The organism is Pseudomonas sp. yb_5 (genome assembly GCF_043103865.1).
Classification (GTDB): Bacteria; Pseudomonadota; Gammaproteobacteria; order Pseudomonadales; family Pseudomonadaceae; genus Aquipseudomonas; species Aquipseudomonas putida_Y.
This window is the reverse complement of record NZ_JBICKE010000117.1, coordinates 1-13,339: the sequence shown is the minus strand read 5'-3', so window position 1 is coordinate 13,339 and position 13,339 is coordinate 1. Positions and strand designations below refer to the sequence as shown.

The 13,339-nt window shown below is 59.5% G+C and carries 9 protein-coding genes; 3 read left to right on the top strand and 6 right to left on the bottom strand.

Annotation, left to right across the window (positions count from 1 at the left end):
* Positions 1-61: 61 nt before the first annotated feature.
* From ACF8GF_RS21335 to ACF8GF_RS21320, 4 genes are all read right to left on the bottom strand, one after another.
* The gene (locus tag ACF8GF_RS21335; RefSeq protein WP_392488444.1) at positions 62-2,476 is read right to left on the bottom strand and encodes a TonB-dependent siderophore receptor; all 2,415 of its coding nucleotides are present in this window, start codon (positions 2,474-2,476) and stop codon (positions 62-64) included.
* Between the two features lie 162 nt (positions 2,477-2,638).
* The gene (locus tag ACF8GF_RS21330; RefSeq protein ID WP_392488445.1) at positions 2,639-3,598 is read right to left on the bottom strand and encodes a FecR family protein; all 960 of its coding nucleotides are present in this window, start codon (positions 3,596-3,598) and stop codon (positions 2,639-2,641) included.
* Between the two features lie 4 nt (positions 3,599-3,602).
* Positions 3,603-4,106, bottom strand: a complete 504-nt coding sequence (locus tag ACF8GF_RS21325) for a sigma-70 family RNA polymerase sigma factor (RefSeq protein WP_176685778.1) — start codon at positions 4,104-4,106, stop codon at positions 3,603-3,605.
* A 106-nt stretch (positions 4,107-4,212) separates the two neighbouring features.
* On the bottom strand, positions 4,213-4,902 hold the full coding sequence (locus ACF8GF_RS21320; RefSeq protein WP_176685777.1) for a GntR family transcriptional regulator: 690 nt from the start codon (positions 4,900-4,902) through the stop codon (positions 4,213-4,215).
* A 203-nt stretch (positions 4,903-5,105) separates the two neighbouring features.
* On the opposite strand from ACF8GF_RS21320, the gene lapG reads away from it, so the two are divergent.
* A complete protein-coding gene (gene lapG / locus ACF8GF_RS21315; RefSeq protein WP_176685776.1) occupies positions 5,106-5,867 on the top strand; it encodes a cysteine protease LapG in 762 nt (253 codons plus the stop codon).
* Between the two features lie 10 nt (positions 5,868-5,877).
* On the top strand, positions 5,878-7,824 hold the full coding sequence (lapD, locus tag ACF8GF_RS21310) for a cyclic di-GMP receptor LapD (RefSeq protein WP_392488443.1): 1,947 nt from the start codon (positions 5,878-5,880) through the stop codon (positions 7,822-7,824).
* Between the two features lie 156 nt (positions 7,825-7,980).
* On the opposite strand, the gene ACF8GF_RS21305 is transcribed toward lapD, so the two are convergent.
* Both ACF8GF_RS21305 and ACF8GF_RS21300 read right to left on the bottom strand, forming a co-directional pair.
* Positions 7,981-9,339: an HlyD family type I secretion periplasmic adaptor subunit gene (locus ACF8GF_RS21305; RefSeq protein ID WP_176685780.1), complete on the bottom strand. Its 1,359-nt coding sequence runs from the start codon at positions 9,337-9,339 to the stop codon at positions 7,981-7,983.
* A gap of 7 nt (positions 9,340-9,346) precedes the next feature.
* Entirely contained in the window at positions 9,347-11,503 is a 2,157-nt protein-coding gene (locus ACF8GF_RS21300) for a type I secretion system permease/ATPase (protein ID WP_176685774.1), read from the bottom strand.
* A gap of 991 nt (positions 11,504-12,494) precedes the next feature.
* Here ACF8GF_RS21300 and ACF8GF_RS21295 point away from each other — a divergent pair.
* The coding region (locus tag ACF8GF_RS21295; RefSeq protein ID WP_392488442.1) for a retention module-containing protein at positions 12,495-13,339 on the top strand (845 nt) is incomplete at its 3' end.

The window sequence follows — 13,339 nt, the reverse complement described above, 5'->3', positions numbered from 1 at the left end:
ACCCAAAGCCCCTGTCTGCGATGCAGACAGGGGCTTTGTCTTTTCCGGGTTTCAATATCGGTTAGAACTGATAGCTGACCGTGGCGCTCACATTGCGCTCTTCACCCATGTAGCAGTAGTTCAGGCTGGCACATGAGGTGATGTAGCTTTCATTGGTAAGGTTGTTGGCGTTCAAGCGCACATCCACACCCGTCAGACCGACCTTGCCCAGGTCATAGCCGATCGAGGCGTCGAACAGGGTGTAGGAAGGCACCTTCATGCTGTTTTCCGCATCCACCCAGCTGTACCCCACATATCGCACCCCACCGCCCAGCCGCAGGCCATCCAGTGCCCCCTGGCGGAAGTTATAGTCGGCCCACAGCGAGAGCATCTGTTTCGGCGCCTGAGTCGGCGAATTACCCTTGTTGTCCAAGTTGCCCGACACAAGGCTCGGCATTGACTTCGAATACTCGATATCGGTGAAGGTATAGCCACCCAGCAGTTTGAGGCTGTCGGTCAGTTGCACATGGGCCTCCAGCTCCAGCCCTTGCGAGCGGACTTCACCGACAGGGCGGTAGAAGTCTTCGTCAGGCTGTTTAGACGCCAAATTCTCCTGCTCGATGCGGAACACCGATGCGGTGAACAGGTTGTCGCTCCCTGGTGGCTGATATTTGATGCCAGCTTCCCACTGAGTGCCCTCCGTCGGTGCCAGCGGCCGGCCTTGCTGGTCGGACACGGTATTCGGGTTGAACGACTCTGAGTAGCTGATGTAGGGCGCAATGCCGTTCTCGAACAGGTAGAGCACTCCTGCCCGGGAGGTGAACCTGGAGCGCTGATCACTGACCTTGCTGTCGCTGTCACGGTCCTCTTCGGACACCTTCACCCAGTCCTGGCGCAGCCCCAAGGAAAAGCGCCACTGGTCCAGCTCCACGAGATCCTGCAGGTACACACCCGTTTGTTGCAAGCGCCGCTGGTAGCGGTTCTCGCCCAGTACCTGAAGGTTGCCATTGCCGTACTGCGGATTGCCGGCATCCAGCGGGTCGACGGTGCCATAACGCCATGTCACGTCGGCTTTGCGCCGCTGGTAGTCGGCCCCCAGGAGCAAGGTGTGCTTGGCGGCCCCGGTAAAGAATTCTGCCTGCAGCATGTTATCAATGATGTACGAATGCAGACGCTCGTCGCCGCCGGTATAGGCGCGGTTTAGCATATTGCTGTCAACATCTGCCCAGCCGGCGGCGTACACCTGGTCCATCGACACGTCGGAATCCTGATAGCGAAAGTTCTGCCGCGCGGTGAACACATCATTGAAGCGGTGCTCAAACTGGTAGCTGAAGGACTGCTGAGTGCGCTCGTAGTTGTCGATGCTCGGCTCGCCTTCGAAGAAATGGTCTGACAGGCGTAAACCGTTGCGCTTGTGCAGCATGCCGTCTGCAGGGTTGCCGCCGTGGTATCCACCGTCAGGGTCGTGCTGCAAATAGGCCTGCAGCGTGAGTGAGGTGTCTTCGGTGAAGTCGACGCTGAAAGCAGGGGCGATTGCGTAACGTTCTTCCTTGTTATGGTCGAACTGAGTGTCGGAAGCATCCGCCAAACCCGTCAGTCGATACGCAATGCGTTTGTCGTCATCCACAGGACCACTGAAGTCGAAGCCCACGCCACGCTGGCCCTGAGTACCTACCGTGGCCTGAACCTGATGGTAAGGGGCAAAGAGTGGCTTCTTGGTGGTCAGGGCTACCAGGCCACCTGGCGAGCTTCGCCCGTACAGTACCGAAGACGGTCCTTTGAGAATGTCGATGCGCTCAAGGAAGTATGGGTCGACCTGCATGGTGCTGTAGGTGCCGTTGTCGCCCATTGACTTGAGCCCATCGACGTAGATGTTGTCCACCGAGCCGTCGTTGAAGCCGCGCATGGCTGCATAGTCGTAGCGATGGGTGGCACCGTAGGGGTTGGTCAGTACTCCAGGCGTGTAGCGCATGGCTTGGGCTACGGTCTGAGAGCCCTGATCGTCCATCTGTTGGCGAGTAACTACCGAGACCGATTGGGATGTCTCCACCAAAGGCATGCTGGTCTTGGTCGCCACTTGGCTGTGCGTGGCGTTGTAACCCTCCATGCTGCCCAGTGCGTTGCCGAGGGAGAAACTACGAATGTCGGTGTCTGGCAATGCCAGGGCGGCGTTCTGACGTTGTGCCTGCAGCACATAGTTACGTCCCTCCTGGTTGACGGCTTCCAGCCCGCTGCCATTTAGCAACTGGCGCAGCGCCTGATCGGTAGTGTACTGCCCCTGCAATCCGTTGGAGTGCAGGCCATCGGTCAGCTGAGGTGTGCTCGACAGGGTGATGCCGGCCTGGCGAGCGATATTGTTGAGCACGTCGGTCAGTTGGCCAGCTGGTATTGCATAGTGTTGGCTCGCTTCGGCTGTGTCGGCCGCTACGGAAAGTTGCGGAGCAGTTGCCAGGCCCAAGGCGGCACCAAACAGAACAGCCCGGATGGCATGGCGCAAGTGAGCTGATTGCAGGACTGGACGAAAATCATTCGGGATGTAAGTGTGGGTTGACACCGGGCTGAGAGGCATGAAGGGTCCGTTAAAGTGTTGAGGGCAGAAAGTGTCGCTTACTGTCCTAGCCGGACCTGGATTCAAAACCCGCCAAAAATCGATAACGCCTTATCCGGTCATGCTCTCCACATGCACCCACCAGCGTGTACGTCGACGAAGTCGTACGGGCAGCGTCTGCGGCAGCAGCCGAAGCAGTTGATCCGGATCTTCGAGCCGGAATACCCCTGACAGGCGCAGGTCGGCAATCTCATTGCTGCAGCCCAGGTAACCATGGCGATAGCGGCTGATCTGTGCGAGGAAGTTGGAGAGGCGCATGTCCTGAGTGACGATCAACCCTTCAGTCCAGGCCATCGCATCCATGTCCATGTGTGCGAGCCGGTGCGCACCTTGAGCATCCACGCGCCAGTTCTGGCCATTTTCGATCCACTGCAGTTGGCCACTACCAGGCTGGTGTATCGCCACTCTGCCGTGGCTGACGCTGACACGTGTGCAGTCACTATCCTGGTAGGCCACAAAGCGACCTTCGAAGCCTTCAAGCAGCGCGTCGCGGGTTTGTAGCAGCAGGGGATGCCGGGGGGTGCAGCTGATCATCAATTCCCCATGCTTCAGGCGAACCAGACGCTGTTGATCATGGAAGGCCAAGTCCACGGCACTGCAGGTATTGAGTTGCATCAGTGAGCCATCGGGCAGGGTGAAGACGCGCCGCTCGCCCGTGCCGGTGGCATAGTCTGAGGCCCAGGCACTGACAGTATCGAGATCTTTGGCCAGCCAGCTCGCCGATCCTGCCATGACAATGCCGCCAAGCAGCTTCAGTGCCTGCCGGCGACGCAGGCGCTGCTGGCTGGTTTCCAGTGTCTGCAATGCCAGCCCGGCACCGGGGATAGCGCGCAGGTCAAGGTCCTGATGAAGGTGAACCACACGCTGCCAGGCCTGTTCGTTTTCGTGGTGGATGCTACGCCATTGCGCGCACTGTTGTTGCAGAGCCGGATCGTGTCCGCTTTCACGCAGCCGCAACATCCACTGAATGGCTTGCCTGACCGTTTTTGTATCAGGGCGTGCGACGATCATGGATTCAGCAGTCGTCTTCATAGCGCAGCACGTAGCAGTGATAGAGCGCATCGGCGATGTAGCGCTCAACGGTGCGCACGGAGATCCCCATCTGTTCGGCGATGGTCTGATGCTTCAGCCCCTCGCATTGAGCCAGCAGGAATGCGCGACGTACCTTGGGTTTGAGGCCGTCGAGCATGCGTGCGATGCGCTCAAGCAATTCCAGCAGCAGCTCGCGGGTCTCGACTGAGGGGACCAGTGCTTCCGGCACATGGGCCAAAGCCTCCAGGTAGGCCTTGTGCAGTTCCTCGCGGCGCCAATGATCGATCACCAGCCCACGCGCTACCGTGCGCAGGAAGGCCCTGGGTGCATTCAGCTGCAATTGTTCACGACGCTGTAGCAAGCGTACGAAGGTATCCTGGGCCAGGTCAGCTGCATCGGCTGCGTTGCCGAGCTTGCTACGCAGCCAGGTATGCAACCAGCCGTGGTGGTCACTGTAGAGCGTTTGCACGGAATCGTTGCTGGGCATGGAGGAGGGCGCCGGCATCAATGGACGTTAATGATAATTAGTCTCATTGTTGGCGGAGCAAGATTAATTTGCAACCCATCAGTTCGCGCGTAAAGCCGGTAACGGGCTAACGCCCCAATTGCGTATCCAGGTAATTGCGGATCACCCGCGCCCCGCCATTGAGGTGCCGTTCCAGCACTGCTACCGCTTCGTCCACCAGCTTGTCGCTGGCCGCATCTACCAGTGCGTTGTGATCGTCCTGAGTCAGCTTGCCCAGGCCCATGGACGAAAGATGGAAACGCAGGAAGCGTTCTTCCTCGTTCAGTTCGTTCTCGATAAGGCGCAGTAGTTTCTTGTTCGGCGCCTTGCTGTACAGCGCCATGTGGAACAGGCGGTTGAGGCGGCCAATTTCGGCGTGGCTGGTCTCGCTCTCCAGTTGCTCGATATACCCGCGGGCGCTGGCAATGTCGCTGGCATCAAGCAGCGGGATAGACTGGCGCAACGCCTCGCTCTCGAGCAGTACGCGAAGGGCATAGGTGTCCACTGCATCCTCGCCGATCAGCGGTGCAACTACGGCACCCTTGTGCATCTCCACTTTCAGCAGGGACTGCGCTTCGAGCTGGCGCAGAGCTTCGCGCACGGGCATGCGACTGACGCCGTACAAGGTGGCGAGCTCTTGTTGGCGAATTGCAGTACCAGGTGGCAAGCGACCATCGAGAATGGCGCTGCGCAGGCGTTCTTCGATCACGCCACGGGCCTGGTGCGGCAACAATTGCTCGCTGGCCAGCACATTGCTCAATTTGATTTTCTTGGCCACGCGACGCCTGCCTCAACGATGACTATATTGGATCCAATAACGCTAGTAATAGCTTGTGAGGGTGTCAAACCTGCACCCACACTGGTACGGGCGCCCCAAAAGCGCGGCTATGGTGGAGTAAGTCGCACGTCAAAGGAAGCGACCTATAGAAAGATGTAAGCAGAAAGTATAGGCGGGCTGACAGCCGGGTGCGTGATTGCAGGGTGCCATTGTCTTTTGCTGTGGCAAGCCCCAACATCGCTGCTTTCGACTGGTCTGAACAGGGCTTCGCAGTGGCGATATCCTGGTTGCTCAAAACCGTTGTGCGATATGTCGGCTTTGCCGCGCTGCTGGGCAGTCTTCTGCTGGGCGGCTTGCATGCGGATTGGGATTTCTCCCAGATCAGCCGCAAGTCGCAGGCCCTGTACGGCCCACTGGGCGTCGGGAAGGGCCGCATTGATGCCTGGCAGAACCTGATGGCCACGCAGAAGCAGGGTACCGAGCTTGAACGGTTGCAAGTGGTCAACCGCTTCTTCAACCAGCAATTGCGTTATGTCGAGGATATCGATCTGTGGCATGAGGTCGACTACTGGGCCACACCTGTGCAGGCACTGATCAAAGGTGCAGGGGACTGCGAGGATTACGCTATCGCCAAATATTTCAGCCTTCGGCGCATGGGAATCCCCAGCGAAAAACTGCGCATCACCTACGTCAAGGCGCTGCGGCAGAACCGGGCACATATGGTCCTGACCTATTATTCAAGCCCACAGGCCCAGCCTTTGGTGCTGGACAGTCTGATGGATGCCATCAAGCCGGCAAGCCAGCGTATCGACCTGCTGCCGGTGTACGCCTTCAATGGTGAAGGGTTGTGGCTGACAGGCGCGGCAGGGAACAAGAAGGTTGGTGATACCAAGCGGCTGTCACGCTGGCAGGATTTGTTGAAGAAAATGCAGGCCGAAGGGTTCCCGGCCGAGCCGGTTTACTGAAGGAGCACAGATGTCACTGTTCAAACAATTGCTGTTGGCCATTTGCCTGTTCCTGGTGGTCGCCTTCAGTGGCAGTTTCATGGTCAGCCTGGAAAGCTCGCGCAGCCAGTACGTCAACCAGTTGCGCTCGCACGCCCAGGATGCGGCCACTGCGCTGGCGCTTTCCCTGACACCGAATATCGACGACCCAGCGATGGTCGAGCTGATGGTCAGTTCGATTTTCGACAGTGGCTACTATGCAAGCATCAAGGTCGTCGACCTAGGGTCCAACGCCGTGCTGGTGGAGCGTCACGCCGAACCAGACCCTGGCGGTGTCCCGCGTTGGTTCGTGCGCTTGATCGGCCTCGAGGCCGCCGGCGGCGATGCAATCGTCAGTCGTGGCTGGCAACAGGCCGCGCGCGTTGAAGTGATCAGCCACCCGATGTTCGCCCTTGCCAAGCTTTGGCAAAGTGCCTTGGGCAGTCTGGGTTGGTTGCTGTTGTGCGGTGCGGCCAGTGCCGTGCTCGGTGCGTTGCTGTTGCGCCGCCAGTTGAGGCCACTGGACTACATGGTCGAGCAATCCCACGCCATTGCCCGCCGCGAATTCCTTAGCCTGCCAGAATTGCCACGCACGCCGGAGCTACGCCGCGTGGTGCAAGCAATGAACCAGATGGTCGAGAAGCTCAAAGCCCTGTTCACCGAGCAGGCCGAGCGCAGTGAGCGGCTGCGGGCGGAGTCCTATCAGGACAGCCTGACCGGGCTGTCGAACCGCCGCTATTTCGAAATGCAGCTGAATACTCGGGTAAGCAACCTGGAAGACGCGCGCGCCGGCTACCTGCTTTTGTTGCGGGTTCAAGGCCTGGCCGGCCTTAACGCCCGCCTTGGCGGCCAGCGTACTGACCAGTTGTTGCAAGCGGTAGGTGAACAGCTGCGCCGTACTTGTGCCAGCTACCCGGAAACCAACGACCTTATTTCCCGCAGCCGCGGCGGCGAGTTTGCAGTGCTGGCGCCGGGCATGGTGCATGAGGATGCAGTTCAGCTTGCCCAGGCTCTGGAGGCAACGTTGCAGAGCCTGCACGAAACGGGTGCCAGTGATATCGACCCGGTGGCATGCATAGGCCTGGCGCCATTCAGCCCTGGTGATTCACCGCAGGCGTTGCTGAAGCTCGCCGACGAGGCTCTGGCCCGCGCTGAGAACCAGCCAACGCCGGGTTGGGTATGCCTTGAGCAAGGTGTTGCCGCGGTTGCTGCTGACAGCCAGCATGACTGGCACGAGCGGCTCGATCAGGCGTTCATCAATGGGCATTTCGAGCTGTTCTTCCAGCCCGTGATGGATTGCGCTTCCACGCAACGGGTACTGCACCACAAAGTTATTTCGCGTTTGCGGGATGGCCAGGGCGAGGCTTTGCCGGCGGGCCGCTTCCTGCCTTGGCTGGAGCGCTTCGGCTGGATGCCGCGGCTTGATGTGCTGGTGCTGGAGAAAGTGTTGGCGCACCTGCGAGGGCATGACCAGGTACTGGCGTTGAATCTGTCCGCCGCCACCCTGGCTGACCCCAAGGCCCTTCAGCGCGTTTTCGAGCTGCTGGGCCAGAACGCCGGGCTCGGCCCGCGACTGGTTTTTGAAATTGGCGAGGAGCAGTTGCCTGAGCAGGTAGCATTGGAGCAACTTACCCGGCGCTTGCATGGGCTTGGCTTCGGGTTGGCGTTGCAACGCTTTGGTGGGCGCTTCAGCATGATTGGCAACCTTGCGCACCTGGGCTTGGCGTACCTGAAGATTGACGGCAGTTACATCCGCAACATCGATCATGAGCAGCACAAGCGGCTGTTCATCGAAGCGATCCAGCGAGCGGCGCACAGCATTGATCTGCCGCTGATTGCCGAGCGAGTCGAGACGGAAGGGGAGCGGTTGGTGTTGCAGGAGATGGGAGTAGGCGGGATTCAGGGGCAACTGGTAGGTGAGCCTGCGCCCTGGCGCTGAACGGCTTTTTGCGCCCCGCCTTAGAAGCGATCTAGAGCCGGAAAAGGGCCGCGGAGCGGCCCCGGGGTTCACGTAGCGATGCACGGGGCCACTTGTGCAGCCCCGTCGTGACACAAGGCCGCTCCTGCAGCAATGGCGAAACCAGCAGGCCGGCTATCACCGCTCGCGCAGGGCTTCCGAGCGCGCCTTCATGATCGGCTTGAGCAGGTAGCTCATGATGGTCTTCTTGCCTGTCATGATATCTACCGTCGCCACCATTCCCGGAATGATCAGCAGTGGCTTCTCGTCAGTCCCCAGGTGGCTGCGATCAGTGCGCAGCTTGATCAGGTAATACGTAGTCTTCTTGTCTTCATCGGTAATGGTGTCGGCGCCAATCTGCTCCAGCTTGGCCTTGAGCCCACCGTAGATGGTGTAGTCATACGCGGTGAACTTGACCGTCGCTTCCTGGCCAGGGTGCAGGAAGGCGATGTCTTTGGGCAGGATCTTCGCCTCGATGACCAGCGTGTCGTCCAGTGGCACGACTTCGATGATATCGCTACCTGGCTGGATTACCCCGCCAATGGTGTTCACCAGCAGTTGCTTGACGATACCCCGCACGGGCGAAGTGACCAGTGTGCGGTGCACCCGGTCGTCCAGCGCCTTGCTGGTGGCGGTAGCCTTGTTCAGTTCGGTGCGTGCCTCGTTAAGCTGGGTCAGGGCTTCACTTCGGAACTTGCCGCGAGTCTCTTCGATCTTGCTTTGCACCTCGCGGATGGCCGCCTCTGCGCGCGGGATCGCCAGCGCAGTGGAATCCAGCTGACCGCGGTTTTCCACTTCGGCGCGGCGCAGGCGCAGCACTTCAACCTGGGAAATCGCGCCGGTTGCTACCAGCGGTTCGGACATACTGATTTCCTTGCGCAGCAGCGCAAGGCTGTTGGCATACTGGGTGCGCTTGGAGCTGTATTCGCGCAGTTCCTGCTGGCGTTGGACCAACTGCTCTTGCAGGCCGCCAATTTCGTCTTGCAGTTGCTGGCGCCGGCTCTGGTACAGCGACTCTTCATTGGCCGCCTGGTTTGGCGCGGCTTTACGCAGCTTTTCGTCGATTACCAACGGGATGTCCTGGACCTCGGCACTCAAACGTTCGACCCGCAGGGCCATGGCCAGGCGGTCGGCCTCGGTTTCACCTACGTTGGAGGCGAAGCGGGTTTCATCCAGGCGCAGCAATGGCTGGCCCACTTCGACGATCTGCCCCTCCTTGGCGAAGATTTCGGCGACGATGCCGCCCTCCAGGTTCTGGATCTTCTGCACCTTGGAAGACGGAATGGCCTTGCCTTCACCCCGCGTAACTTCGTCGATTTGCGCAACGCTGGCCCATACGATCAAGAACACGAAGAACAGGATCACGCCCCAGATGGTCAGCCGAACCACCCGCGGCGCATCTTCGATCAGGGCTTTGTTTACCTCTGGCAGCGGCTGGCCGCCAAGCGAGTCGCTGCCTTTGAAATAGCGCCGCAGGCCGTCCTTGAACTGCCCCATATCCAGCTTATGCAACACTGATCTGCCCCTTCTTCAGTGCATCCATGACCGCGGCTTTCGGGCCGTCGGCGACAATCTGCCCGCGATCGATCACGATCAGCCTGTCTACCAACGACAGCAAAGAGGCACGGTGCGTGACCAGCAGTACTGTCTTGCCCTCCACCACCGCGTGCAGGCGCTGCTTGAGGCGTTCTTCACCGGTGTTGTCCATGGCGCTGGTCGGCTCGTCCAGCAGCAGGATCTGCGGGTTGAGCAGCAGCGCACGGCCCAAGGCGACGTTCTGCCGCTGGCCGCCGGACAGGTTCTGCCCGCGTTCACCCACCTGCAGCTCGTAGCCGTCGGGGTGCAGTCGGGCAAATTCATGTACGCCCGCCAGTTCAGCGGCCTGCAGGATCAGTTCGTCCTCGATGTAGCGAGCGCCGCTGACCAGGTTGTCACGCAAGGTGCCGGCGAGCAGCTGGATGTCCTGTGGGACGTAGCCGATGTTGTGACGCAGTTCGCTGACATCGATCTGGCGAATGTCTACTCCGTCCACCAACAGCGAGCCACCATCGGCCTCGTAGAGGCCGACGATGAGCTTGGCCAGCGAGCTCTTTCCCGAGCCGCTGCGGCCGATGATGCCGACCTTCTCGCCGGGGCGGATGGTCAGGTTGATATTCTTCAGGGCCAGGTTCTGCTGGTTCGGATATGTGAAGTCGACTCCGCGGAACTCGACGCTGCCCTGTAGCACCTTGCGGCTCAGCGGGCGTTCTTCGAAGTTGCGCTCTTGCGGCAGATCCATCATGTGGTCGGTGGAAACCATGGTCACCTTGGCTTGCTGGTAGCGGGCGAGCAGGCCGTTGAGCTGGCCCAATGGGCCGAGGGCGCGGCCGCTGAGCATGTAGCAAGCCACCAGGCCGCCCATGCTCAGGTTGCCGTCGATGATCAGGTACACGCCGACGCAGATCATTGCCACGCCTGCCAGTTGCTGAATCAGCAGGGTGATGTTCATCGCCAGGCTCGACAGCACTTTCACCCGCAGTTCCAGCCGGCTCAGGGTGCCGAGAGTTTGCTCCCACATGTACTGGCGTTCGCTTTCGGCGTTGTTGACCTTCACCGCATCCAGACCCGCCAGGGTTTCGATCAGGCTGGACTGGCGCTCTGACGCCAGAGCCATGGTCCGCTCCATGGTCGCCATCAGTGGCCGCTGCAGGGCGTAGCCGATGCCCAGAGCCAGCGGGAAGGCGATGACCGGTATCCACACCAGGTGTCCGCCAATGATGGCGATGACGACCAAAATCAGGATGGTAAAGGGCAGGTCGATCAGGCTGGTCAGGGTCAGCGAGGCGAGGAAGTCGCGCAGGCCCTGGAACTCGTGAATGTTCTGGGCAAAGCTGCCGACCCGTGCCGGTCGGTACTTCATCGACATGCCGACGATACGTTCAAACAGCGTTGCCGAGATGATCAGGTCGGTCTTCTTGCCGGCCAGGTCCAGGCACAGGCCACGCAGGCCTTTGAGGATCAGGTCGAAGATGTACGCGCCGGCGATACCGATGGCCAGTACCCAGAGCGTCGAGGTGGCCTGGTTTGGCACCACCCGGTCATACACATTCATCACGAACAGCGGCGCGGCCAAGGCGATCAGGTTGATCACCAGGCTGGCGGCGATGGCGTCGATATACAACCACTTGCTGCGCAGCAGGGTGTCGCGGAACCACGACTTCGCACGTGGGATGAGGTTGCCATGGTTTACATCGAACTTGTGCTGCGGCTGCGCGAAGAACACTCGGCCGCTGTAGTCGCTTAGCAGTGCTTCGCGGCTGACGTGTACCTCGCCACCGTCGCTCTCGCTGAGTAGCAGGCGCGCGGTGTCGTCGTTCTCCCAGCCGAGCAGCACGGCGCTGCGGCCCTCCTTCAGCAACAGCATGGCCGGCATGGCGATACTCGGGATCTGCTCCAGCTTTCGCTGAAGCACGCGCCCCTGCAGGCCGGCCCGGGCCGCGGCGCGGGGCAGCAGTTCCGGGTTCAGGCGCTGGGCGGGTAGCGGTAGGCCAGTTGTCAGCATGACCCGGCTGGCGGGCTTTTGATGCAGGACACACAGGCTCAACAGACTATCCAGCAGCGGATCGTCATGCTGACTGCGTGGATCGTGGCTGAGTTGGACTCGACTGACTTCGGATTCCACGCGGCGCTCTCTTCATCCTTGTGGTGGGTGGGGTGGGTGTGCCGTCGTTAAGGTCAGACCGGCTTACCCTGGCTCTCTTTGGTGCTGTAAAGCTGTGCTGATATGGGCTATCACGCCCTGGTGCTTGAGCAGCTGCCAATGTTCGCCTTGAATCGGTGTTGAGTAAACAATTCTACGTGCTTCATTTTCACCAGACGTAGTGGAGCAATGATTGTTTCATTTTTGGTCCAGCCATCATCCGCTTGTTGCAGCATAGCTTGCCACCCAACCAAGGGATGCAAGGGCCTTGGGCTCCAGCTTAGTCATTGTCATTAAACAGGCGTTGGTTTATTGGCGCATGCCTGTAGCTTGTTAGTCAAAATTCATCTATAGAAAGCAGATCCATTGCCTTCTAGCATTCAATATTCGCGAGCGCTTTCCCATGAGCGGGATGCAAGTATTTGCGCACTCGTACGTCATGTCTTTGATTTGCGACAAATCGCTGCTCGTGGCTCGTGCAGAGTTGAAAGCCTGGTGTGCCTCAGCGAGCACACGCTCTCGGCTCTGGCCGGTTATCGGCCTCTGCGGGTCGCATTCCGGCAAGGTTTGTGCTTATTCGGCAGTCAGTGTCCGGGTCATTGACAGTGATCTGGATATTGACGCCAGTAACGCTGACATTGCCGAGGTAAGACAACCGCGCCGCATGATTTATGGCTACTGAGGTGTATGAAAAACTGCTGGGGCTGACGGCTTAACACGTTTTAGATGACGTAAGACATTTGTCCTTGGGAAACGCTTGGCTAAGGTACAAATATCAATGTGACATTACATTGCCGATTGTTTAGGATGGCATGTATAAGGTCAATAGTTTGGCAGTCAAGCAATTCCAAAAAGTTATAGACGGAATATTGACGTCAAAAACGTCAAGAGATCATCGACATAGTTCCGCCTGAAGTGGCTACCAAGCGCCGCTCTGGCAGGGAAGTACCCATCGGGTCACACGGAGAGTCCAATGAGCAGCGTTGTAGCCATCGTCAAAAGCATTGTCGGCCAGGTTATTGCGGTATCCCCAGAGGGCATCCGGCGTGTACTTATCGAAGGTGACCGTCTATTGACCGGTGAAGAAGTGCTCACCGGTCCTGGTGGCGCAGTGACTCTGGAGCTGGCTGATGGCCGTATGCTCGATCTGGGCCGTGACAGCCAATGGAGCGCCGATGCGCCTGACAGCAGTACTGACCTGAGCCAGGCGGCAGCCCAGGCCGCGCCTTCGGTGGAAGAGCTGCAGCAGGCTATTGCTGCTGGTGTTGACCCGACTACTGAACTTGAAGCTACCGCCGCTGGCCCGTCAGCAGCGGGCGGTGGTGCGCTGGGCGGTGGCCACAGCTTCGTGATGCTCGAAGAAACGGCTGGCCGAGTTGACCCGACGGTTGGTTTCCCGACGGATGGGCTGGGCTTTGCGGGCGTACTCGATAACGAAGAAGTGGGCCTGCTGGACACGAACGGCAACAACCTGGTGACCACACCGACGACGGATACCATCGTCGCTACTGATTTGATTCTTGGCGCAACCCCTTCTATCAGTGAAGCGGGTGGCGTAATCGTTTATACCGCCACCGTTGGTCAGGCACCGACCACCAACCTGGTAATTACTCTGTCCAACGGTGCCGTGATCGTCATTCCGGCCGGGCAGACCAGTGGTAGCGTCAACGTCGTAGTTCCGGCAAACGATACCCCCTACATCGACGGGGGGCAGATTTCGGCGACCGTGACAGGTAGTGCCGGTGGTGGCGGGCTGGCGGTGACATTGCCGCAAACGCCAGCGGTTACCCAAGTGACCGATACCCTCGACAATACCAC